At 65.2% G+C, this 23499-nt stretch carries 19 protein-coding genes and 1 pseudogene; 9 read left to right on the plus strand and 11 right to left on the minus strand.

What is annotated here, in order from left to right; all coding sequences use genetic code 11:
• Positions 1–35: 35 nt before the first annotated feature.
• The gene (locus NJG22_RS17490; RefSeq protein WP_253096336.1) at positions 36–4217 is read left to right on the plus strand and encodes a hemagglutinin repeat-containing protein; all 4182 of its coding nucleotides are present in this window, start codon (positions 36–38) and stop codon (positions 4215–4217) included.
• A 112-nt stretch (positions 4218–4329) separates the two neighbouring features.
• Here the strand turns inward: NJG22_RS17490 and glsB are convergent, their stop codons facing one another.
• A complete protein-coding gene (glsB, locus tag NJG22_RS17495; protein WP_253096339.1) occupies positions 4330–5250 on the minus strand; it encodes a glutaminase B in 921 nt (306 codons plus the stop codon).
• A 192-nt stretch (positions 5251–5442) separates the two neighbouring features.
• Positions 5443–7023 (minus strand): aldehyde dehydrogenase (NADP(+)), encoded by a 1581-nt coding sequence (locus tag NJG22_RS17500; RefSeq protein WP_253096341.1) that lies wholly within the window; start codon positions 7021–7023, stop codon positions 5443–5445.
• Between the two features lie 397 nt (positions 7024–7420).
• On the opposite strand from NJG22_RS17500, the gene NJG22_RS17505 reads away from it, so the two are divergent.
• A complete protein-coding gene (locus NJG22_RS17505; protein WP_253096344.1) occupies positions 7421–9274 on the plus strand; it encodes an ABC transporter ATP-binding protein in 1854 nt (617 codons plus the stop codon).
• 86 nt (positions 9275–9360) lie between these two features.
• Here the strand turns inward: NJG22_RS17505 and NJG22_RS17510 are convergent, their stop codons facing one another.
• The 4 genes from NJG22_RS17510 to NJG22_RS17525 form a co-directional block, all read right to left on the minus strand.
• Positions 9361–10359 (minus strand): AraC family transcriptional regulator, encoded by a 999-nt coding sequence (locus NJG22_RS17510; protein ID WP_253096346.1) that lies wholly within the window; start codon positions 10357–10359, stop codon positions 9361–9363.
• 83 nt (positions 10360–10442) lie between these two features.
• Positions 10443–11225 carry an SDR family oxidoreductase gene (locus NJG22_RS17515; protein WP_253096349.1) on the minus strand — a complete coding sequence of 261 codons (783 nt, stop codon included), beginning with the start codon at positions 11223–11225 and terminating at the stop codon, positions 10443–10445.
• Positions 11226–11510: 285 nt separating this feature from the next.
• Complete coding sequence (locus tag NJG22_RS17520) at positions 11511–12548, minus strand: sensor domain-containing diguanylate cyclase (protein ID WP_253096423.1); 1038 nt, start codon at positions 12546–12548, stop codon at positions 11511–11513.
• Between the two features lie 236 nt (positions 12549–12784).
• The gene (locus NJG22_RS17525; RefSeq protein WP_253096351.1) at positions 12785–13177 is read right to left on the minus strand and encodes a MerR family transcriptional regulator; all 393 of its coding nucleotides are present in this window, start codon (positions 13175–13177) and stop codon (positions 12785–12787) included.
• Between the two features lie 74 nt (positions 13178–13251).
• Between NJG22_RS17525 and NJG22_RS17530 the strand changes: the two genes are divergently transcribed.
• The 3 genes from NJG22_RS17530 to bla all read left to right on the plus strand — a co-directional run bounded on the left by NJG22_RS17530 (position 13252) and on the right by bla (position 17137).
• The gene (locus NJG22_RS17530) at positions 13252–14340 is read left to right on the plus strand and encodes an SDR family oxidoreductase (protein WP_253096354.1); all 1089 of its coding nucleotides are present in this window, start codon (positions 13252–13254) and stop codon (positions 14338–14340) included.
• Positions 14341–14403: 63 nt separating this feature from the next.
• Entirely contained in the window at positions 14404–15774 is a 1371-nt protein-coding gene (chrA, locus tag NJG22_RS17535) for a chromate efflux transporter (protein WP_253096356.1), read from the plus strand.
• A 487-nt stretch (positions 15775–16261) separates the two neighbouring features.
• A complete protein-coding gene (gene bla, locus NJG22_RS17540) occupies positions 16262–17137 on the plus strand; it encodes a class A beta-lactamase (RefSeq protein ID WP_290445142.1) in 876 nt (291 codons plus the stop codon).
• 93 nt (positions 17138–17230) lie between these two features.
• Here the strand turns inward: bla and NJG22_RS17545 are convergent, their stop codons facing one another.
• On the minus strand, positions 17231–17695 hold the full coding sequence (locus tag NJG22_RS17545; RefSeq protein WP_253096359.1) for a DUF1348 family protein: 465 nt from the start codon (positions 17693–17695) through the stop codon (positions 17231–17233).
• A gap of 205 nt (positions 17696–17900) precedes the next feature.
• Here NJG22_RS17545 and NJG22_RS17550 point away from each other — a divergent pair, with 205 nt between their 5' ends.
• Entirely contained in the window at positions 17901–18092 is a 192-nt protein-coding gene (locus NJG22_RS17550; RefSeq protein WP_217853901.1) for a hypothetical protein, read from the plus strand.
• Between the two features lies 1 nt (position 18093).
• Here NJG22_RS17550 and NJG22_RS17555 read toward each other — a convergent pair whose 3' ends face one another.
• The 3 genes from NJG22_RS17555 to nhaR form a co-directional block, all read right to left on the minus strand.
• On the minus strand, positions 18094–18741 hold the full coding sequence (locus tag NJG22_RS17555; protein ID WP_253096362.1) for a YceH family protein: 648 nt from the start codon (positions 18739–18741) through the stop codon (positions 18094–18096).
• Positions 18742–18857: 116 nt separating this feature from the next.
• Positions 18858–20069 (minus strand): serine/threonine transporter SstT, encoded by a 1212-nt coding sequence (gene sstT / locus NJG22_RS17560; protein WP_253096363.1) that lies wholly within the window; start codon positions 20067–20069, stop codon positions 18858–18860.
• Positions 20070–20244: 175 nt separating this feature from the next.
• Complete coding sequence (nhaR, locus tag NJG22_RS17565; RefSeq protein WP_253096364.1) at positions 20245–21138, minus strand: transcriptional activator NhaR; 894 nt, start codon at positions 21136–21138, stop codon at positions 20245–20247.
• Positions 21139–21271: 133 nt separating this feature from the next.
• On the opposite strand from nhaR, the gene NJG22_RS17570 reads away from it, so the two are divergent.
• On the plus strand, positions 21272–21511 hold the full coding sequence (locus NJG22_RS17570; protein ID WP_253096365.1) for a hypothetical protein: 240 nt from the start codon (positions 21272–21274) through the stop codon (positions 21509–21511).
• A gap of 17 nt (positions 21512–21528) precedes the next feature.
• Positions 21529–22281, plus strand: coding sequence for a TerC family protein (locus NJG22_RS17575; protein WP_253096366.1), 753 nt, complete (start codon positions 21529–21531; stop codon positions 22279–22281).
• 100 nt (positions 22282–22381) lie between these two features.
• Here the strand turns inward: NJG22_RS17575 and NJG22_RS17580 are convergent, their stop codons facing one another.
• Positions 22382–22561 (minus strand): hypothetical protein, encoded by a 180-nt coding sequence (locus tag NJG22_RS17580; RefSeq protein ID WP_253096367.1) that lies wholly within the window; start codon positions 22559–22561, stop codon positions 22382–22384.
• A gap of 154 nt (positions 22562–22715) precedes the next feature.
• Here NJG22_RS17580 and NJG22_RS17585 point away from each other — a divergent pair.
• A pseudogene (locus NJG22_RS17585) lies at positions 22716–23452 on the plus strand (peptidase C39 family protein).
• The last annotated feature ends 47 nt before the right edge of the window (positions 23453–23499 follow it).

Consider the following 23499-nt stretch of genomic DNA (forward strand, 5'->3'; position numbering starts at 1 on the left):
CTGGCTACATGGGCAACAACTATGGAGAGTGACCTATGACGATGAAACCCTTTGCCTTCAAGCTGTCCCCCCAGGGCCGGCTGCGTTGGGCGATTGCCAGCCTGTTCCTCACGGCCAGCCTGCCACAGGCCCTGGCCGCCGGCGTGGTGGTGGCGCCTGGCCCCGGTGGCACCGCGCAACTGCAAACCCAGGGCGGCGTGCCGATCGTCAACATCGTCGCGCCCAATGGCGCGGGGCTGTCGCACAACCAGTTCCTCGACTACAACGTCGACCGCCAGGGCCTGGTACTGAACAACGCCTTGCAGGCCGGCAATTCGCAGCTGGCCGGGCAACTGGCGGCCAACCCGCAGTTCAACGGCCAGGCGGCCAGCGTGATTCTCAACGAGGTGGTCAGCCGCAACCCGTCGGCCATCAACGGCGCCCAGGAAATCTTCGGCCGCGCCGCCGACTATGTGCTGGCCAACCCCAACGGCATTTCGGTCAACGGCGCCAGCTTCATCAACACGCCCAACGCCAGCCTGGTGGTGGGCCGCCCCGAGCTGAACGACGGCAAGTTACAGGCCCTGGGCAGCATGGATGCCAACGGTCAGTTGCAGGTGCAGGGCGCCGGCCTGCGCAACGACGGCGGCTCGGTCAACCTGATCGCCCCGCGCATCGACAGCCAGGGCCGTCTCGATGCCCGTGACCAGCTCAACCTGACCGTCGGCCGCCAGCAGGTCGACTATGCCAGTGGCCAGGTCAGCGCGGTGGACCCGACCGCGGCCAGCAGCGAGCGGCGCATCGACGCCAGCCTGTTCGGCGCCATGCAGGCCGGGCGCATCAATATCGTCAGCACTGCCGAAGGTGCGGGCGTGCGGGTAGGCCCGGCACAGCTCAGTGGGCGTGACGGGGTGAGCATCCAGTCCGCCGGTGACCTCGACGTGCGCGGCGAGGCCGTGGCCGATAGCCTGCAAGCCAACCGCGCCGGTATCCACAGCAGCCAGGGCGATGTCGGGCTGCGCAGCGCCCACGACCTGAGCCTGGCCGCAGCCGACGTGAACGGCCGCGACGTCAAGCTCGACGCCGGGCGCAACCTCACCCTGAACACGGTCCAGAGCCGCAAGCTCCAGGAAAAACGCGAGAACTGGCGCAGTGGCGCGCTGGGCATCGACTGGGAAACCTACCAGCGCGCCTACACCGACAGCGACACCCGTGCGCACGGCACCCAGGTGGTGGCCCAGCGCGATGCACGGTTGAGCGCGGGGCAGGACGCGCAGCTCACCGCCGCCCGGGTCGAGGCCGCAGGCCACCTTGGCATCGACAGCGGCGCCGACCTGCGCCTGACCGCCGCCACCGAGCAGCATGTCGAGACCGACCAGGGCAAGCACACCAAGGGCTTCTGGAAGGCCGACTGGGACAAGCGCAGCGAAGAGCAGCGCAGCGTCACCAGCCAGCTCAAGGGCGGCGATATCGCCCTCAAGGCCAAGGGCACCGTGGCCACCGAAGGTGCCCAGCTGAGCAGCGGCCAGGATATTCGCATCGCCGCCAAGCAGGTGCAGCTCGGCACCGCTTCGCGCACCAATGCGAGCAACAGCCATGACCAGCAGAGCAAGTTCTTCGGCGTCAGCCACAACGAAGCCAGCCAGGGCAAGCGCGAGAGCACCGCGGTGCGCAGCGAGCTGGTGGCCGGCGGCACCCTGGGCCTGAGCAGTGGCGAGAACATCGACGTGGTCGGCGCCACGGTCAAGGCCGGTGGTGCATTGAACGCCGAGGCCGGCGGCGACGTGAAACTCAGCGCCGCCGAAGACACCCGCGAGCACAGCGCCAGCGGCAACAGCCGTGGCTTCGTCGCCTCGGCCAAGGAAACCGCGCCGGGTGCCGGGCAGTACCGTGCCGGCATCGCCTATGTCAGCGAGAAACACAGCAGCAGTGGCTCCGAGGTCAACCAGCACGGCGCCAACCTCAGCGGCAGCGCGGTGCAGGTCAGCGCCGGCAACGAGCTGGCGGTCAAGGGCTCGACGGTCCAGTCCACCGCCGGCGACACCACCCTGAGCGGCAAGCAGGTGTCGCTGCTGGCCGGGCAGGACCAGCGCAGCGAAAACGCCGACAGCAGCCGTACCGCGGGCGGCGTGTACCTCACTGCCGGCCTTGATCGCGCCGGTGGCGGTGTCGATTTCTCCCACGCCAGCAGCCAGGACAGCAGCAGTGCCAGCACGGCCAGGACCAGCAGCGTGCACAGCAGCGGCGCGCTCACCATCAACGCCGGCAACCTGCTGAGCGAGGGCGCGCAGGTCAGCAGTGGCAAGGGCCTGAGCGTGACCGCCGACAGCGTCGACAACCGCGCGGCCAGCGATAGCAAGGCCAGCAGCCACCAGCACAGCAGCTGGACGGCGGATGTCGGCGTCAACGCCGAGTACAAGGAGATCGCCCGGCCCATCGCCGGCGTGGTCAGCGATGTGGTGAACGGCAAGGTTTCGGTCAAGGACGCGCTCGACGGCAAGCTGCCGGTCAAGGAAGTGCGCGATGTGCTGCAAGGCAAAACCTCGGTGACCGCGGCGCTGTCGCAGATCGGCTCGGCGAATGTCGGCGTCGACGTGGCGGTGGGCCACGCCAGCCAGGCCAGCAGCGAGCAGTCGAGCAAGGCGGTGGTCGGCACGTTCGCGGGGCAGGACATCGCGCTGAACGTCGCCGGCACGCTGCGCGACCAGGGCACCCAGTACCAGGCCAGCAACGGCGCGCTGACGATCAAGGCCGACAGCGTGCAGGCCGAGGCCGCCCGCGATACCCACGCCAGCAGCAGCCAGCAGGTCACGGCCAATGTCAGCGGCCGGGTCTACACCAAGACCGGCTCGGATGTGAACGTGACCGCCGCCGGTTCCGGCAGCAACGAGCACGCCAGCCGCGAGAGTTCCACCGCGGTGGTGGCGAGCTATGGCGCCAGCCAGGGCGTGAACATCCAGGCCGTGGGCAACGCCAGCTTCGAAGGCAGTCGCCTCGACGGCGGCCAGGCTGGCGTGACCCTGGGCAGCGGCGCTGACCTGGCGCTGAACCAGGCCAGCAACCAGGTGCGCAGCGACAGCACCCGCGTGGGCGGTGGCGCCTCGCTGACGGTCAGCAGCCTGCCGACCGGCACTACCGACCTGGGTGGCAGCGTCCAGTTCGAGCATGGCGCCCAGCACAGCGACGAGCGCAAGGCCCAGGTGGCGAGCATCAACGGCAATGGCCCGGTGCGCCTGAACAGTGGCGGCAACCAGACCGTGCAAGGCGCCCGCGTCGACGTGCGTGGCCCGGTCGAACTCAAGGCCGGCGGCAAGCTCGACCTGCAGGCCGCCAGCGACAGCCGCAGCGTGACCGGTCACCAGGTTGACCTTGGCCTGAACCTGGGTGGCAAGTCGGTCAGCGGCGAGCAGGGCAGCACCCTGAGCGGCAACCTGGGCGGCCACATCAAGGCCGGCCAGACGCGCGAGTCGGCCAACACCCTCAGCGGCGGCCAGCTGGCCTCACGCGATTCGGTCAGCCTCGCGGGCGCTTCACTGCATGCCCAGGGCACCCAGGTCGCCGGGCCGCAGGTCAACCTGACAGCAGGCGCGGGCGGCGTGCTGCTGGAGTCGGCGCAATCCACCCAGGGCCGTGGCAACTGGGGTGTCGAGCTCAATGCCGGTGGCAACCTCAGCCGCGAGACGCCTGCCGGCGCCGAGCAGCCGGGCAAGCCGGTCTACGGCTTCGAGCTGGGGGCCAAGGGGCAGGTCGATTACCTGCAAGCCAGCACCCAGCAGAACAGCCGGGTCAGTGCCGGGCAGGTGGCGTTGAACAGTGCCGCAACCACGCAGCTCAGCGGCGCGCGGGTCGAAGGCCGGCTCAGCGGCCAGCGCCAGGGCGGCGTCAGCGTCGAGGAGCGCCAGGACACCACCACCTCGGCCCGTCTCGACCTGGGCCTGGGCCTGACCGGCAAGTCGGGTGAGGCCAAGGACGGCGAGCAACCCGCCGGGCTCGACTACAAGCCGGCCTTCGACGCCCAGGGCGAGTTCCTGCGCAAGGCCAGCGTGAAGGAGGCCTCGGGGCTGGTTGACGGGCAGGGCGCCCTGGTGACCGGGGCCAGCGTCAAGCCGGTCAACTACGAGGTCAAGGCTACCCTCGACCAGCCGAAGGTGTCGGAGCTGACGCTGCCGAGTGTGTCGCTGGAGGAGGGCAAGGTGAAGGTCGGGCCATTGACCGTCGAAGGCCATATCGATAGCTGATGCCTGTGCCGCGCCTACAGGGATGCGCGTTCCCTGTAGGCGCGCACCTTGTGCCGCGCAAGGTGCGCAGGGCGCTCAGGGTATCCCTGCCGTCTTGCTGCAGTGGTTGAAATCAAGGCACCGCCGAAAACACCGACCCGGTCAGCCGCTCGCTCAACAGCTCCAGCGCCCGCAACCCCGCCAGCGAATTGCCCGAGGCATTCAGCGCCGGCGACCACACGCAGATGCTGTAGCGCCCCGGCACCACCGCGACGATCCCGCCGCCCACGCCGCTCTTGCCCGGCAAGCCTACCCGGTAGGCGAAATTCCCGGCCTCGTCATACAACCCGCTGGTGGCCATGATCGCGTTTACCTGCTGGGCCTGGCGTGGGCTTAGCACCTGCTCGCCGCTGTGCGGGCAGTAACCGCTATTGGCCAGGAAGGCAAAGGCCCGGGCCACGTCGACGCAACTCATCGACAGCGCGCAATGGTGGAAGTAGCTGCGCAGCACCGCGTCGACATCGTTGTGGAAGTTGCCGAAGGCTTGCATCAGGTAGGCCATGGCCGCGTTGCGCGCGCGGTGCTGGTATTCGGACTCCGCCACCACCGCATCGCTGACGATGCGCGGGTTGGCCGCCAGGCGGCGGACGAAGTCGCGCATCGACAGCGCTGCCGTGGCGTAGCGCGACTGGTTGATGTCGCAGATCACCAGGGCGCCGGCGTTGATGAACGGGTTGCGTGGCCGACCCTTTTCCACCTCCAACTGCACCAGCGAGTTGAACGCCTGGCCGGAAGGCTCGTAGCCCAGGCGCGACCAGATGGCCTCGCCGCTGTGGTTGATCGCCTGCACCAGGCTGAACACCTTGGAGATGCTCTGGATCGAAAACGGCGTGCGCGCGTCGCCCGCGCAGTGCATCTGGCCGTCCAGGCTTTGCACGGCAATGCCCAGTTGGTTGGGGTCGACCTGGGCCAGGGCGGGAATGTATTGCGCCACCTGGCCCTGGTTGAGCAGGGGGCGGACGTGGTCGAGGATCTCTTGCAGTAAGGCGTGCATGGGCACCTGAAAATGCGTGGGTTGCGGAGCGCTTGTGGCTCAGACGGCGGCCGAGGCGCGCTCGGCACACAATGGCCCGATGCATGGCGGCACGAGTCGCTGGTTTCGTGGGCGCGGGCTGGCCCGCGCGGTCCTGTCTCGGGGCCAGACCGCGCCCACGAAAGCCCGCTTGCTCGCCGGGCCTGCGCGGGCTTAGCCCTGCGCCCGGCTCGCCAGCCCATCCAGCAACCGCGCGATGCCCAGCGGATTGTCGCGCTTGAGTGCATCCGGCAGCCACTCATCGGGGTAGTTCTGGAAGCATACCGGGCGCAGGAACCGGTCGATCGCCAAGGTCCCCACCGAGGTGCCCCGGGCATCGGAAGTGGCTGGGTACGGGCCACCATGCACCATGGCATCCGCCACCTCGACCCCGGTCGGGTAGCCGTTGAGCAGCAGGCGTCCGGCCTTGCGTTCGAGCAGCGGCACCAGCGTGGCAAAGGTGTGCAGGTCGTCCGCTTCGGCGATCAGCGTCGCGCTCAGTTGTCCTTGTAGATGGCCGAGGGCTTCGGCCAGCGCCTGCGCGTCGGCCACTTCGACCAGCACCGTGGTCGGGCCGAACACCTCCTCTTGCAGCAGTGGCTCGCCGTTGAGCAGCAAGCTCACATCGGCCTTGAACAGTTGGGCGCGAGCCTGGTTGCCGACCTGGGGCTGGCCGGCCAGGTGCTGGATGCCAGGGTGCGCCAGCAACTGCTCGACGCCGTGCGTGTAGCTGCGCAGGGTGCCGGCGTTGAGCATGGTTTGTGGAGGCTGATCGCCCAGGTGAGCGATCAGCGCCTGCTCAAACGCGGTGAACTGCGGCGAGCTGATGCCCAGCACCAGCCCTGGGTTGGTACAGAACTGCCCGCAGCCCTGCACCACCGATGCAGCCAGCTCGGCGGCCACCTGTTGGCCACGCACGTGCAACGCCTGGGGCAGCACGATCACCGGGTTGATGCTGCTCATTTCGGCGAACACCGGGATCGGCTGCGGGCGCGCCGCAGCTATGTCGCACAGCGCGCGGCCACCGCGCAGCGAGCCGGTAAAGCCGACTGCCTGGATCGCTGGATGCTTGACCAGCGCCTCGCCGACGCCGGTGCCGTAGATCAGGTTGAATACCCCGGCGGGCATGCCGCTGCTGGCCACCGCGCGGTCGATGGCCGCCGCCACATGGGCGGCGGTGAGCATATGCCCGCTGTGGGCCTTGAACACCACCGGGCAGCCGGCCGCCAAGGCCGAGGCGCTGTCGCCGCCGGCGGTGGAGAAGGCCAGCGGGAAGTTGCTGGCGCCGAACACCGCCACCGGGCCGACGCCGATGCGGTACTGGCGCAGGTCCGGGCGCGGCAGCGGGGTGCGCGCGGGCAGTGCGCGGTCGATGCGGGCGCCGAGGAAGTCGCCGCGGCGCACCACGTCGGCGAACAGGCGCAACTGGTTGCTGGTGCGGGCGCGTTCGCCGCGGATGCGCGCTTCGGGCAGGGCGGTTTCGCGGCACACATGTTGGACGAAGTCGTCGCCCAAGGCGTCGAGTTCGGCAGCGATGGCCTCGAGGAACGCCGCGCGCTGAGCCAGGCTGGTGACGCGATAGGTCGGGTAGGCGGCTTCGGCGGCTTGCACGGCGGCCTCGAGCTCGCCGGTGGTGGCCTGGTGGAAGGCGTAGGGTAGGGGCTCGCCGGTCTGGGCGTCGACGCTGCTGAGCAGCACCTCGCCCTGGCCGCTGAGTTGGCCGGCAATATGGTTCAGGTGATGTTCGATGGGCATTTCGTCTCCTGCAAGGCAGTGGCGGCCGACCCGATGGCGGTCGGCGTGGATCGACTGTAGAGCGCGTGGGGGAGGCTGCCTAATGACTAGTCTGGATCCTGTGATAACCGCTGCTTATTGCCACCTGTAGCGGCCTGCAATGCCCGTAGGAGCGAGCCTTGTTGGCGAAGCAGGCGACGCGGTGGATGGCACCGGCTGCGCCGGTGTTCGCCGGCAAAGCCGGCTCCTACGCCGTTTGCCACCAGCCAGGCCGGTAGGAGCCAGCCTTGCTGGCGAAGCAGGCGACGCGGTACAAGCTCACCGGCAGCCGGCTACAGGCTTTGGTGTAACAGCTGCTGCAACCATCGGCGCGCGTTAGCTGTCACAATCGCCTGGTCTGACTTATCCGGAGACCCCCATGCTGCGTGTATTCGAACGCTGGCTCGACCCTTTCCCACCCGACGAGGCACCGCCGCCGCCCATGGGCCTGGCCCGGTTCATGTGGGCCTGCACCCGCGGCGCGCGCGGTTATATCCTCGCCTTCGCCGTGCTCAGCGCCGCGGTGTCACTGTACGAGGCCTGGCTGTTCGCCTTCCTCGGCCAGGTAGTGGACCTGCTTGCCCACTGGCAGGCCGGCAGCGCCGTGAGCGCCGAGGAAACCCGCGTGTTGTGGGGCGCCGGGGTGGTGCTGGTGGCCAGCGTCGGGCTGGTGGCGGCGCGCACGGCGGTGCAGCACCAGGTGCTGGCGATCAACCTGCCATTGCGCCTGCGCTGGGACTTCCACCGGCTGATGCTGCGCCAGAGCCTGTCGTTCTTCTCCGACGAGTTCTCCGGGCGGGTCACCACCAAGGTGATGCAGACCGCGCTGGCGGTGCGCGAGGTGCTGTTCACCCTGATCGAGATCCTGCCGGGCATCGGTGTGTATTTCGTGGCGATCATCGCCCTGGCCGGCGGCTTCGCCCTCAAGTTGATGCTGCCGTTTCTGGCCTGGATCGGCCTGTTCGGCCTGGCCATGCTGTATTTCGTGCCGCGCCTGGGCCAGGTCGGCCAGGAGCAGGCCCACGCGCGCTCGTCGATGACTGGGCGGGTCTCGGACGCCTACACCAACATCACCACGGTCAAGTTGTTCAGCCACGGCAAGCGCGAGGCGCACTTCGCCCGCGCTGCCATGGAAGACTTCAAGCACACCGGTTTTCGCCAGATGCGCCTGGTCAGCCAGTTCGAGATCGTCAACCAGGCGCTGGTGGTCGGCCTGATCCTCGGTGCCGGTGGCTATGCGCTGTGGCTGTGGCACCAGGGCGAGGTCGGCGCCGGCGCGGTGGCGGCGATCACCGCCATGGCCCTGCGTATCAATGGCATGTCGCACTGGATCATGTGGCAGATGACGTCGTTGTTCGAGAGCATCGGCACCGTGCAGGACGGCATGGCGACCCTGACCCGCACGCCCAAGGTGCTGGACGCCGCCGATGCCAAGGTGCTGGAGCCTCGTGGTGGGGCGGTGACCTTCGACAACGTGTGCTTCAACTACAACGGCGAGCGCCAGGTGCTCGATGGCCTGAGCCTGACGATCCGCCCGGGCGAGAAGATCGGCCTGGTGGGCCGCTCCGGTGCCGGCAAGTCGACGCTTATCAACTTGCTGCTGCGCTTCTATGATGTCGACAGCGGTCAGATCAGCATCGATGGTCAGGATATCGCCCACGTCACCCAGGACAGCCTGCGTGGCGCCATCGGCATGGTCACCCAGGACACCTCGCTGCTGCATCGCTCGATCCGCGACAACATCGCCTACGGCCGGCCCGATGCGAGCGAGGCGCAGATCCACCGCGCCGCCGCCAGCGCCCAGGCCGATGGTTTCATCAGCCAACTGAGCGACCGCCAGGGACACAGCGGCTACGACACCCTGGTGGGCGAGCGCGGCATCAAGTTGTCCGGCGGCCAACGCCAGCGCATCGCCATTGCCCGGGTGATGCTCAAGAACGCGCCGATCTTGCTGCTCGACGAAGCCACCAGCGCGCTGGATTCGGAAGTCGAGGTGGCGATCCAGGAAAGTCTCGATGAGATGATGACGGGCAAGACGGTGATCGCCATCGCCCACCGGCTGTCGACCATCGCCGCCATGGACCGCCTGATCGTCATGGACGAAGGGCGCATCATCGAGCAGGGCACCCATGCGCAGTTGCTGGCCAGAAATGGCGCCTATGCGCGGTTGTGGCAGCACCAGAGCGGTGGGTTCCTGGGCGAGGACCGGGGTGTGGAGGAGGCCGTGGAATAGCCGCTTCTCGGCGTGCCGGCTTGCGCTCCCAACGCTAGACACCATGGGCCGATTTCGACTGATGGCGGACGTTCAGACCTTGGGTTTCAGTGGCTGTGCTGGCTTCGATACTCACCTGGGGTCATTCCTGTCCAGGCCTTGAAGGCGCGCAAGAACGAATTGGCATCCACAAAGCCAATCAGGAAGGAAATTTCCCCTGGCGAGAGGGTCGAGCGAGTCAGGTAATGGCGAGCCAGGCCCTCTCGTGTGTCATTGAGCACGTCCTGATAACTCAGCGCCTCGTCCGCAAGATGCCGCTGAAGCGAGCGCTTGCTCATTGCCAGGCGACGGGCGATATCGTCGATACTGCTCCGGCCGCTCGGGAGCATGTCGAGCAGTGCGCTGCCTACTCGCTCACGTACGCTGGCGCCGGCTTCAAGCCGTGAAAGCCGCGTCTGGAGTTCCGGCTCGAAGAACTGCCACATGGAAATGTTCTCGGTCAGGAAAGGGCGGGCAGCATCCTCTGTCGAAAAGCGAATCCGATTGCAGTCACCTTGTTGCAAGCGACACCCCAGGAAGTCTTCACACGGTTTTGCCGGGTTGGGTATCGCTACCAGTTCCGCCTCCAAGGGCGTTATCGCGTGCCGTGTGGCGAGGCGCGCCAGGTGGGTCAGGAAAACCAGTTCCGTGGCGCAGAGGCTGTGCGGCAGCGGACGGTCGTAACCGTAGCATTCGATAAATACCTCGGTGTGAGCCTCGGTGAAATTGACATCCAACGCCAAAGGCCCACAGAGGCGTTTGTATTCTGCAAGCCGAGCCAGCGCGACGTTGAGGTCAGGACTGCACAGGCAGGCAAAAAGAGCCGGATCGAAAGCTTCGACCGAAATGGAACCACCGAGTAGCAACGGTAAGCGCGACACCCCCACCATCTGTTCGAGGCTGCGAAACAGCCGGAAGTATTCCGGCGGGGAAAGCGACGCATCCTTGCGGCTGAACAAATCGGCCGGTAGCTCGGCCAGGGCCAGCAAATCCCCAGGTGCTATTCGCAAATCAGAAATGATGAGTTTCCACCCGCAATGCACTGCAAAATGCTTGGCTTGCTTCATGGTCTAGCGATCTCTTTGGAAGCCAATTTCAAGTGGTGTGGCGGGTAGCAGGCCTGAAGAAGGCCGCCGCGCCTCAAGCCTTATCAGGATGCCTTCTCCATCGCTTGGCGGGACATCTTGAGTACCCGTTTGCGAGGCAGCAGCGGAACGATCCAGTCGAGCACGACGCGCAACTTGCCTTCGTTAAAGGCAACCAATTCACCGCGTTCCATGGCCTTGTAACCGCGCTGCGCCACGGATTCCGCCGTCCTGGCGTTTTTCCAGACATCCACGCCCTGCAAATCCCCCGCAGCGACGAAGCCTGTTGCCACCGCACCTGGACATAACGCGGTGGCTGTCACACCATACTCCCTCACCTCCTCGGCGATCGCCTGGGTGAATGAGGTCACGTACGCCTTGGTAGCGTAGTAAACCGCCTGCAAGGGGCCCGGCATGAACGAGGCGGTCGACGAGACGTTGAGAATACGCCCGTGCCGACGCGACACCATTGCCTTGAGGTAATGATGGGTCAAGGCGGTAAGCGTGGTCATGTTCACTTGCATCATGGCCTGATCGGCCGCGAGATCGCGCTCGACAAACTTGCCATGCCCACCGAAACCGGCGTTGTTGATCAGAATGTCAATGGACAACCCCAAGGCTTCGGTGGCAGAGAATATGCGATCTGCCGAGGCGGGATCGGCCAGATCCTCCACGATGACATAGGCTTTCACCCCGTATCGGGTCTGGAGCTCCTGTTTTATGGCGTCAAGCTTGTCACGTGAGCGGGCTACCAGGACAACATCGCCATGCTTGGCTGCATGGATACGTGCCAGTTCAAGTCCGATGCCGCTCGAGGCTCCGGTGATCAATGCGGTATTGGAAATCATGCTATCTCCTTTGTTGGGAAAGGCCCCTTGGATAAGGAGATGCTACGGCTTGGACTTCGGCATGGCACTAGCGCAAGACGCCATGAATAATTCCGATCGCGCCAATCGCTCAGCGGACGATCGCTTCGCATCCGATGCAAGAACGGGGCTAATTACAGGTGTCCGCATGTCGCAAGCGGTCAGATGCGCTACCGACTCATGGCAAGCGTCAGTCACACGTAGGCCAGGCCACAACGAGGCATCAACCTGAGCACTCGTGGGACCGCCATGGCCCAGCTTGGATTGTCACAAGATCGGCGGTACATAGACAACTTGATCTCGCCCTCCCTGTTTGGCTGCGTAAAGTGCGCTGTCGGCGCGGCGCAGGGCATCATCGATCTGCTCGCTATCGGCGGCTAGCGTACATCCTACGCTGAGGCTCACCCTCAGCGGGCCGCCGGAGAGCTGCATCGCTCTGCTGCCAACGAGCAGGCGCACGCGCTCCGCGATCCGCACCAGCTCGTCACAGTCCTTTACCCGCAGCAATGCGACGAATTCTTCACCGCCCTGGCGTACCAGCAAGTCTTCCGGGCGAAGGGCCGCTCGCAGGCGACGGGCACACTCGCAAAGCACCTGGTCACCGTCAGCATGGCCATACTTGTCGTTTACAGACTTGAAGTGGTCAAGGTCCGCATACAGAGTACCCAACTGCAGGCCTTTCTCTTTTGCCAAACGGCGTTCACCATCCTGGAAGGCGGCCAACGCCCCGCGGTTCCATAGCTGTGTCAGCGGATCAAGCAAAGCCTTGCGTTGCTCACGGTCCATTTCAAGCCGTAAGTCGTGGTTGGCCTGTATCAAGCTGCGCAGTTGCAGATAGCCTTCTGCGAGCGTGGCCAAGTCTCTAAAGTTGGCCTGCTCGGCCTCACTTAGAAGGCGTGGGCGAGGGTCGAACATGCATAGCGTGCCGATCGCTTTGCCGTTTCCAGCACGCAAGGGGTGACCGGCATAGAAGCGGATATAGGGTGCGCCAAGTACCAGCGGATTGTCGGCGAAGCGCGAATCGCACTCGGCGTCTGCCACCAGCAGGGTGCCGTCACCGAGAATGGCGTAGCCGCAGAAGGACACATCGCGCGGAGTCTCGTTTACGTCTAGCCCAATCCTGGCCTTGAACCATTGCCGATCGTGATCGATCAGGCTGATCAGCACAGTATCCACGTGCGCCACTTCTTGAGTAAGCCGCACCAGGGTATCGAGGTAATGCTCAGCCGGTGTATCCAGCACATTCATTTCATCGAGGGTCTGCTGGCGCTGCGTTTCGTCAGTCGGTAGGGGACAAGCCGGCATGTCTTTGCTCCAGTCCATGGGGGTAGCGTTTGTGACGCCGAGACTGAATTGACTGTAGACAGTCGAATGGATGGGGTCGAAACCATCAGTCGCCAAGGGTCGCCCATGGGTATTGCGGCCTGTCCTCACGGCTGGCAGAACGCTATTGACCCATGGCAGCCTGTAGCAACGGAGCAGAGGTCAAGTTGCAGCGGTAAGGGGCCAGCAAGCGAGATCCCCCATCGGCCCATGTCCAATCATGTCCCCCCTGCAGAAGCTTGGGGAACAGTCTGCCCGAGTGCCAGGGCACTGGCTTCAAGCTTTTGCCGTTCCCCGTCGAGAAAAACATACGCAGCTTGCAAGGCGGTGATCTTGTCCTGGAGTTCGACCATTTTGCTGGCAACCAAGGCTGCGCCTTGCGCGCAATTGATCGTATTGCCCCGCCTGGCCGCAAGGATGTCCCCGATCTGGGCAAGTGAAAACCCTACGTTTTGCGCACTTTGGATGAACGCCAGGTCGGCAACGGTCTGATCACTGTAGGCACGGTAATTGTTGGCCTGGCGTTGGGCGGTGATAAGCCCGAGCCGTTCGTAATAGCGCAGGGCATGGCGCCCGACTCCACTGCGACGTTCCAACTCTGCAACATTCACACTCAAAAACTCCTTGACTGTAGAGCACGCTCTACACCTTAGCCTGCACCGCTCATCCAGACAAGGAATCAGACATGAGCGTGGAATGCTTCGTTACAGGCGGTAGTGGCTTTGTCGGCCAACATCTAGTGGCCCGCCTCACCCTGTCAGGGCACAGGACCTGGGTACTCATGCGCAGCCCCGAAAACATCGGGCGCTTAAGAGAACAGATAGGCCAGTTGGGTGGCAATCCTGCCTTGGTCCACGCCGTTGAAGGTGATATCAGCCAGGAGGGACTTGGGCTAAGCGCCGCAGACCTGCAGTGTGTGTCGTCGGCCTCGGTGATTTTTCACCTTGCGGCGCAATTTTCCTGGGGGCTGACCGTAGAGCGCGCCCGTGCAGTGAATGTGCAAGGCGCGCTGAACGTGGCCAGGCTTGCCGCGAGCCTGCGCGGCCGCTTGCTCATGGTGGGCGGCTTCATGCTGCAAAACCTTGGCCATCTGGCAAGCATCGGGGTGGACTGCGAGAGCCCTGAAAATACCAACTGGAGCGCAGTCTACGGCCGGGTCGGCGCTTACGAGGGCAGCAAGCTCGAGTCGCACTTTGCCGTTATCCGCTACATGCAGGAGGTCGACGCGGCTTGCACCATCGTTCATCCTGCCACGGTGTGTGGGCACAGCCAGAGCGGGCACATTCTGGAAGGACAGCCCCTGGTCGCGCTCATCCGCAACCTGGCCCAAGGCCGCCTCAAGGCGATCCCCGGTTCTGCCGGGCACTGGTTGCCATTGGTCAGCGTCGATTACCTGGTGACGATGATCACCTGCGTAGCGTTCGACCCCAGTATGGCAAACCGGCAAGTTCTGGCGCTTTATGAAGACACACCGAACTTGCAGGGGATGCTGGAGCAAATGGCGAAAGCGCTGCGAGTCAAGGCGCCCCGTCGCCATATACCGATTGGCTTGCTGCGTTGGCTGTTGGCGATACCTGGCCTGGCGGCCCGACTCGCGATCAGTGCCGAGTCATTGGACTTCATCCAGACCCAGCGTTTTGACATGACCGAAAGCAAGCAGCTGGAACGCAAGTATCAGTTCACGCATCCTGACATGACGCGGGCACTGGAAATGACGGTGCGTTACGCCAACAATTACTCGCATAACCCGGACCATTCAAGTACTCAGGGATGATGCGCGCATTGTTCAGCGCGCTGGCGCCCGTTGCTTTTGCCAGAGCCTGCAAGGGAAATCCACATGGTTGAGACCGCCCGCCCTGTCAGCGAGCCGCCTGGGTCGAAGGCCGATCAGCGGCCTATCGGCTTTTTTGAAGCAGTTCTGTTCTGGCTCAAGCTGGGCTTTATCAGTTTTGGCGGCCCCGCCGGGCAAATATCGATCATGCACCAAGAGCTGGTCGAGCGCCGGCGGTGGATCAGTGAGAAGCGCTTCCTGCACGCGCTGAACTACTGCATGTTATTGCCAGGCCCCGAGGCACAGCAGCTCGCCACCTACATTGGTTGGCTCATGCACCGCTCCTGGGGTGGGGTGATCGCCGGTGTGCTGTTCGTGCTGCCGTCGCTGTTTATCTTGATTGGCTTGTCCTGGATGTACATTGCCTTCGGTGATGTGCCGGTAGTGGCGGGTGTGTTCTACGGCATCAAGCCCGCAATCACGGCGATAGTCGTTCACGCGGCTCATCGTATCGGATCGCGCGCACTCAAGAATGGTTGGCTCTGGGCTTTGGCCGCAGCGTCGTTCGTGGCAATCTTCGCCCTCAAGGTGCCGTTTGCGCTGATTGTGCTGTTCGCCGGGATTGTCGGCTACATAGGGGGTCGCCTTGCGCCCGGCAAATTCATCATGGGTGGCAGTCATGGGGCGGCCATGAGCAATTACGGCCCGGCACTGATCGACGACGATACACCAACGCCTGAACATGCACGTTTTCGGCTGGGGCATTTGCTGCGTCTGGTCTTGATCGGGGCGGTACTCTGGACCGTGCCGATGGGCCTGCTGACGCTGGCGTATGGTTGGGACGGCACCCTGACGCAAATGGGCTGGTTCTTCACCAAGGCCGCACTTTTGACCTTTGGCGGCGCTTACGCCGTGTTGCCCTATGTCTACCAGGGGGCTATCGGGCATTACGGGTGGCTGACGCCTGCCCAGATGATCGATGGCCTCGCCTTGGGCGAAACTACGCCGGGACCGTTGATCATGGTGGTAGCCTTTGTCGCTTTCGTCGGTGGCTACCTGCATCCGATGCTTGGGATGCAATACCCTTTCCTTGCCGGCGCAGTCGCGGCGATCCTCGTCACCTGGTTCACATTCCTGCCGTCGTTCATGTTCATCCTGATCGGCGGCCCAGTGGTGGAGTCCACTCACAACGAGGTGAAATTCACCGCACCGCTGACGGGCATCACCGCCGCTGTGGTGGGGGTGATCCTCAACCTCGCCATGTTCTTCGGCTACCACGTGCTTTGGCCAAAGGGCTTCAGTGGGGCGTTTGACTGGCCTTCAGCGCTGATCGCGGTGGCGGCAGCCATTGCCCTGTTCGGCTTCAAGCGGGGTGTGATCCAGGTTCTATGCGCTTGCGCCGTGGCAGGCCTGGCAGTTCACATGCTACGGGTATGAAACCAGAGAATGTGTCCAACAGGGCTTCTGAATGTCCGTCGAGCCTTCGTCCCGCCTCCCCCCGGTAGCCTGACCAGGCGTGCCTTGTAGGAGCGGCCTTGTGTCGCGAAAGGGTCGCAAAGCGACCCCGACAAGTCCAAGTCGAGTGCCAATTCTCAACACCTTGAGGGGCCTGGCCCTAAGGCCCTTCACCAAACACCTCGGCGATGTCGAAGCCTGCCCAGATGCAATGGTGATCGGACGCCTCGGTGTCGCAGTGACCCCGGCGAAGGAGGGAGCTTCGGGTGGTAGCTGCCACAGCGCTCGATGCCCACGCCGGCCAGTTGCTCGCGCAGGGCCTTGGACATGCCGAGCTCGAGCAGGTGTAGGTAACCCTTCACAGGCGGCTGGCACTGCAGCCGGCCGGCGACAGCTGCGCGAACGCCTTGGCTTGCCGGGCAAAACCTTCTAGCCTGCGCCCCTCGTTCATTGCCACAGGGCCCCGACCATGCCATCGACCATTCGCCGCCGCCACCTGCTCCAGGGCGCCCTGGGCTGTTCCGCCGCCCTGGCGCTGCCGGCCTGGGCCGCAGACCCGGTGCAACGCCAGCTGCAGCAACTCGAACACTCCGCCGGCATCACCCTCGGCCTGTGGGCCCTCGACACCGGCAGCGGCAGGCAACTGGCCTACCGCGCCGAACAACGCTTCGCTTTCTGCAGCACCTTCAAGGCCGTGCTGGCCGGCGCTATCCTGTACCGCAGCCAGACCGACAACGGCCTGCTGAAGCGCCGTATCGCTTATGCTGCCAAGCAGTTGGTGGTCTATTCGCCGATTACCGAAAAGCACGTGGGCGCGGGCATGACCGTCGCCGAGCTGTGCGCCGCCACGCTGCAATACAGCGACAACACCGCCGGCAACCTGCTGCTGGAGCAAGTCGGCGGCCCGGCGGGCCTTACCGCCTTCGCCCGCCAGCTCGGCGACCCGACGTTCCGCCTGGACCGCAACGAGCCGACGCTGAACACCGCGTTGCCCGGCGACCCGCGCGACACCACCACGCCGCTGGCGATGGGCGTCACCCTGCAGCGCCTGCTGCTCGGCGATGCCCTGGCGGCGGCCGGGCGCGAGCAATTGCAGGCCTGGCTCAAGGGCAACACCACCGGCGATGCGCGGATTCGCGCCGGGGTGCCAGAAGGCTGGGTCGTGGGGGACAAGACCGGTTCGGGCGACTACGGCGTGGCCAACGATGTCGGCATCGTCTGGCCCCCGGGGCGGGCACCGTGGATCCTCGTGGTATTCAGCCGTGGCCCGCAGCAGTCCTCGCCATGGCGTCACGAGCCGATCGCCGCGGCGACCCGGCTGGTGGTGCAGAGCTGGCACGGCTAAGTGGACGGCTGGCGCAACCGCTGCCTGTGGTAGGCACCTCAAGGTCAGGGGCGAACAGCGTCGCCCCAGCCTGAGTCCCCGCAATAACCTCGCTCAGAAGCCAAAGTCACTGAGCCCCGGGTGATCGTCCGGGCGCCGCCCCAGCGGCCAGCGGAACTTGCGCTCTGCCTCGCTGATGGGTTGCTCGTTGATGCTGGCATGGCGGTTGCGCATCAGGCCGTCTTCGGCGAACTCCCAATTCTCGTTGCCATAGGCGCGGAACCACTGGCCGCTGTCGTCGCGATACTCGTAGGCATAGCGCACGGCGATGCGGTTGTCGGTGAAGGCCCACAGCTCCTTGATCAGGCGGTATTCGAGCTCGCGGTTCCATTTACGGGTGAGGAAGGCCTGCGCCTGCTCGCGGTTGTTGCAGAACTCGGCCCGGTTACGCCAATGGGTGTCGGTGGTGTAGGCCTGGGCGACCTTGGCGGCATCGCGGCTGTTCCAGCCATCTTCGGCCAGGCGCACCTTCTCGATGGCGGTTTCACGGGTGAACGGGGGCAATGGCGGACGGGACATGTGGGCAATTCCTCTTGAGGGATGAGCGACAGGAGGGAGCGTAGACCGGCCCCCAGGCGCTGGGAATGACTGCCTTTGGCACTTCACAATTGCGCATGCGGGAACAATGCCCCGCCAGGCCGTCACCTTGCACCGCTGGCCTGGACGGCCTGGCGGTAATGCCTGGGTGTCTATAGTTAGCGCAGACACCCGCAGGAGCTGCGCCATGACCCTGATCAGCCGCGAACCCTGGTGGCTCGTGCCGCCCAAGCCCGGGCAGACCGAACAGGACCTGCACTGGGGCTACCTGGAAATCTATCGCGACGGCCGCACCGTGTTCGTCGACCAGCGCCCCAGCGAGCGGGAGCTGGCCGAACGCAAGAGTTGCCGCAACTTCCCCAAGGCCGAAGCGCCCTGACTCAGCTTTCGAGTGCGGCCAGGCGCGCTTCCAGGGCCGCCACCCGGGCCTCCAGCGCCTCGATGCGCTCATCCGCCGCCTGCGCCGCGTTGGCCCGGGCGCCGCCTTCCTGATGGCGCGCGGCGAGGATCGCCTCGGTCTCTGCCGGGTCGCCCAGGGCATGGGTGTAGCGGTCTTCACGCTGGCCGGCCTGGCGCGGCAGGTGCAGGGCCAGGCCACGGGAGATCAGGCGCTCGAGCTGGTGCTGGACCTGGTCGACGTCCTCGAACTCATGCAGGCGGTTGCTGCGGGTCAGCAGCTCGTTGAGGGTCTGCGGGCCACGCAGGAACATCAGGCCCATCAGCACCAGTTGCGCCGGCACCAACTCCAGGGCCTTGTCCACCCGATGCTCCCAGCGGTCGGCGCGGCTGCCCATCTGCAGGCGGGCCATGTCCTGGCCTTCGAGGGCGCGCAAGGCCTGGCCGACCTGGCCGGGGGAGAGGTTCATGACCGGTTCGCGGCTGGTCTTCTGGTTGCAGGCCAGGACCAGGGCATTGAGGGTCAAGGGGTAGGTTTCCGGGCTGGTGGCCTGCTTTTCGATCAGCGCGCCCAGCACGCGGATCTCGGTGCTGGTGAAGCGGGCTTCGCCGCTGGTTGGGTGGTCTGACATGGCCCTGTCTCATTGCGAGGAAAAGGCCACTAGCGTAGGTAAAGCGTCTGGCTTAAGCAATCGCCGGTCGCTGCGTGGCTTTTGCCGGCGCCTGCGGGCAGGCGCCGGCCTTGGGCTCAGGCGCTACGCCGTTCCATGGCTTGGCAGGCGGCAGCGGTGAACAACACGTCGGTGGAGGAGTTGAGCGCGGTTTCCGCCGAGTCCTGCAACACACCGATGATGAAGCCGACCGCCACCACCTGCATGGCGATTTCGCTGGGGATGCCGAACAGGCTGCAGGCCAGCGGGATCAGCAGCAGCGAACCGCCAGCCACGCCCGAGGCGCCACAGGCGCACACCGCCGCCACCACGCTGAGCAGCACGGCGGTCGGCAGGTCTACCGGGATGCCCAGGGTGTGCACGGCGGCCAGGGTGAGCACGGTGATGGTGATCGCCGCGCCGGCCATGTTGATGGTCGCGCCCAGCGGGATCGACACCGAATAGGTGTCCTCGTGCAGGCCGAGCTTCTCCGACAGTGCCAGGTTGACCGGGATGTTGGCCGCCGAGCTGCGGGTGAAGAACGCGGTGATGCCGCTTTCGCGCAGGCACAGCAGCGTCAGCGGGTAAGGGTTGCGGCGGATCTTCCAGAACACGATCAGCGGGTTCATCACCAGCGCCACGAACAGCATGCAGCCCATCAGTACACCGAGCAGGTGCAGGTAGCCGAGCAATGCGTCCAGGCCAGACTGGGCCAGGGTGGCGCTGACCAGGCCGAAGATGCCCAGCGGGGCGAAGCGGATCACCACGCGCACGATCAGGGTCACGCCGTTGGACAGGTCCTCGACCACGGTGCGGGTGGTCTCGCCGGCATGGCGCAGGGCCACGCCCAGGCCGATGGCCCAGGTCAGCACGCCGATGAAGTTGGCGTTGAGCAGGGCGTTGACCGGGTTGTCGACGGCGCTCAGCAGCAGGTTCTGCATCACCTCGGCGATACCGCCGGGGGCGCTGAGAGTGGCCTCGCCGGTGGCCAGGGCCAGGTGCGAGGGGAACAGCATGCTGGCGACCACGGCCACCACCGCCGCGGAGAAGGTGCCCAGCAGGTACAGCCAGAGGATTGGGCGGATATGGGTTTCCTGGCCGTGGCGGTGGTTGGCGATCGAGGCCATCACCAGGATGAACACCAGTACCGGCGCCACGGCCTTGAGCGCGCTGACGAAGACCTTGCCGAGGAAGGCCAGGTCGCGGGCCACGGCGGGGGCGAACAGGGCGAGGAGAATGCCGGCCACCAGGCCGATGCAGATCTGCGTCACCAGGCCAGTGCGGTTGATGAGGCGGAGGATGGGGGTCATGTGCAGCGAAATCCGGTTGCGTGAAAGGGCGCGACTTTACCACAGGCCAGGCTATATGGGCCCGGGGGGCGACAACGGGGCAGGAGAGGGGATGAGTCCGCTCCTGCAGATCGGCATTTTACAATCGCCTTCCATAGCCCGTCGGGCGCTCCCCACAAGCGCGTTTATCAGGGCGTTACCAGTGAAACAGCTCCCGCCGGGCGCCCTCGGTGATCGCCACGATCCCGGGGTGCTTGACCTTGCGCTCCACCGAGATGGCGTAGAACGACTCGTTCACCGCCTCGGTCTGGCCGATCAAGCGAACCCCGTACTGACGGCAGACTTCCTCGGCGATCACGCTGGGGGCGACGAAAATGCCGCTGCCGGACTGCCCAAAGGCCTGCATCAGCGCGCTGTCGTCGAACTCGCCGACAATGCGCGGCTGCACCTGCTGCTCGCCCAGCCAGCGCAGCAGGCGGCTGCGCAGCACGGTCTCCTGGCCGGGGATCAGCAGCGGCGCGTCGTCCAGGCAGGCCGGGAAGGGCTTGGCCAGTTGCGCGGCCAGGGCGGGAGTGGCGAAGAAGCTCAGGCCGCATTCGCCGAGCTTCTGGCTGTAGCCCTTGATGTCCAGGTGGCTGGGCATGGGGCTGTCGGAGATCACCAGGTCCAGGCGCTGGATCGCCAGGTCGGCGAGCAGGCGCTCGAGCTTGTCTTCGCGACAGTTGATGCGCAGCACGTTGTCCAGCTCCATGGTCGGCGCCAGCAGGCGATAGACGATGGACTTGGGCACCACATCGGCGACACCGACGCGAAACAGAATCTGCTCCTGGGGGCCTGCGCGCAGCATGGCTTCGAGTTCGCCGCCGATCTGGAACATCTGCTCGGCGTAGGCCAGGGTCTGGCGGCCGCGCTCGGTCAGCTCCAGCTGGCGGCCGACGCGCTGGAACAGCTCCAGGTTCCAGGTCTGCTCGAACAGGCTGATCTGGCCGCTGATGGTCTGTGGGGTCAGGTTCAGCTGTTCGCTGGCGCGGGCGATACTTCCGGTCTTTGCTACAGCCCAGAAGTAATGTAGCTGGCGGTAGTTGAGCATGGCGCGTCCCGATTCGTAAAAACCGAAGTATAACCGCTGAAAATACGAATTTTCTGGATGTTTCAGTCTCTCTAGAATGCCGACCCATCAGGCGCCAGCGGGCGTCGCAAGGACATCGACAAGCGAGGACCTCATGCTGCACTTCAAATCCATCGGTACCCCTCTGGTGCTGGCCCTGGCGCTGTTCGCCATGAGTGGCTGCGAGCAGGCCGAGAAATCTGCCCAGCAGATGCTCGACCAGGCCGCGCAAACGGCCAAGCAGGCCATCGACAAGACCAACGAAACCGCGCAGCAGGCGTTGAGCGAGGCCATCGGCAGCGATGGCGACAAGACCAAGGCCGATGACGCCAAGACCGCCACCCAGGACATCTGACCGAGCAGGATTGCCCCATGGAATATTTACTGGAACTCGCCGCTAGCCCCACCGCCTGGGTAGCCCTGGCCACCTTGGTGGCCATGGAGGTGGTGCTGGGTATCGACAACCTGATCTTCATCTCGATTCTCACCAACAAGCTGCCCGAGGCGTATCGCTCCAAGGCGCGACGCATCGGTATCAGCATGGCCCTGGTCATGCGCCTGGCGCTGCTCAGCACCGTGGCCTGGATCGTCCAGTTGACCGAACCGGTGCTCGATGTCTTCGGCCACACGTTCTCGTGGAAGGACATGATTCTCATCGCCGGTGGCCTGTTCCTGCTGTGGAAGGCGACCAAGGAGATCCACGAAAGCGTCGACCCCCATGGCGCCAAGGAAGAGTCCAAGGTCGGCAGCACCGTGACCATCGGCTTCACCGCCGCGATCTTCCAGATCCTGCTGCTGGACATCGTGTTCTCGATCGACAGCATCATCACCGCCGTGGGCATGACCGAGCACCTGCCGATCATGATCATTGCCGTGATCAGCGCAGTGATCGTGATGCTGGTGGCCGCCGATCCGCTGGCCAAGTTCATCAACGACAACCCGACCGTGGTGATGTTGGCCCTGGGCTTCCTGATCATGATCGGCATGACCCTGATCGCCGAAGGCTTCGGCGCCCATGTACCGAAAGGCTACGTGTATGCCGCCATGGCGTTCTCGACCGCCATCGAGATCCTCAACATCATGGCCCGTCGAGCGCGCTTGAAGCGGGAGGCGGCCCAGGGCTGACCCAGGCTGAGACCCTCGCGGGGCACGCGTGCTGCCACGCCAGCTACCAGGCGGCGTGGAAGCGGGCATGCCCCGCGAGGCGTTTTACAATCAGTTCAGATCAATGGGCCCCGGCATGCCGCCGTGAACGGCGCAGTGGCTGTGGTTTGGCCAGGGTTTGTGGTGGCAGGTGGTGTGGGTGGGTATGCCGCCGTACGATGCGCAGCACGCCCCAGAGCATGGCCGCCGCGACGCTGAGCCACATGCCGAGCAGTACCAGAATTGCCATTGTCAGGCTCATGTGTGCCTCCTTCTCTCTGGCGAGCCGGGCTCGCCATCCAGACACAGCTTTAGTCTAGCCTGGCGGCTGTGGCGTTCCATTGACCGAAGGTCTAGTGCTTGGGTCGTTTCGTTCCAAGCCGCCGCCGGGCTATACCCGGACGCTCGCGCAGCCTATGATCGGCGGTCATGGCCGGGCACTGGCGCCCGGTGTCGGATCAAGCGAGTGCCCATGTTGCCAAAGCCCCCCATGCCCCGGACGCCACGCCGCCTGCTGATCGCCTGCCTGGCGCTCGCGGCGCTGGCCGGTTGTGCCAGCCCACCTTCGAGCGCACTCAAAGGCCTGGCGCAGCGGGTCGAGATCAGCAGCGTGCCGTTCTACCGCGGCAACGCCAACCACAGTGGTTCGATGGCCTTGGCGGCGGTGCTGTCGCGTCAGGGCGCGCCGATCACCCCAGGCTTGCTGGACAAGTCGTTGGGCCTGCCGCAGGCGGCCGAGACGCTGCAATCCTCCATCCCCAAGGTGGCCCGCGAGTACGGCATGTTGGTCTACCCGCTGGACGCGCGGCTCGATGCCTTGCTGACCCAGGTGGCGGCGGGTTACCCGGTGCTGCTGCGTTACCAGGAGGGCTCGGCCTGGTGGAGCGAGCCGCGCTATGCCGTGCTGATCGGCTACGACCGTTACAAGCAGCGGGTGCTGCTGCGCTCGGGCATGCATCGGCGCCAGTTGCTGGGGTTCGCTGATTTCGAGTCGGCCTGGGCCAAGGAGGGCAACTGGGCGGTACTGGTACAGTCGCCGCGGCAATTGCCGGCGCAGGTGGATCGCCAGCGCTGGTTGCAGGCGGCGGACGAGCTGGCCCGTGCTGGGCAGGAAATTGCTGCCAGGCAGGCAGTCAACAGCCTGGGACATTGAGCGCAAAGGACGGCACAAGGCCGTAGCAGCCATCGCGCCCTGTAGGC

Origin of the sequence: Pseudomonas sp. VA159-2, from assembly GCF_024126635.1 — a bacterium.
In the GTDB taxonomy this organism is placed as follows: domain Bacteria; phylum Pseudomonadota; class Gammaproteobacteria; order Pseudomonadales; family Pseudomonadaceae; genus Aquipseudomonas; species Aquipseudomonas muyukensis.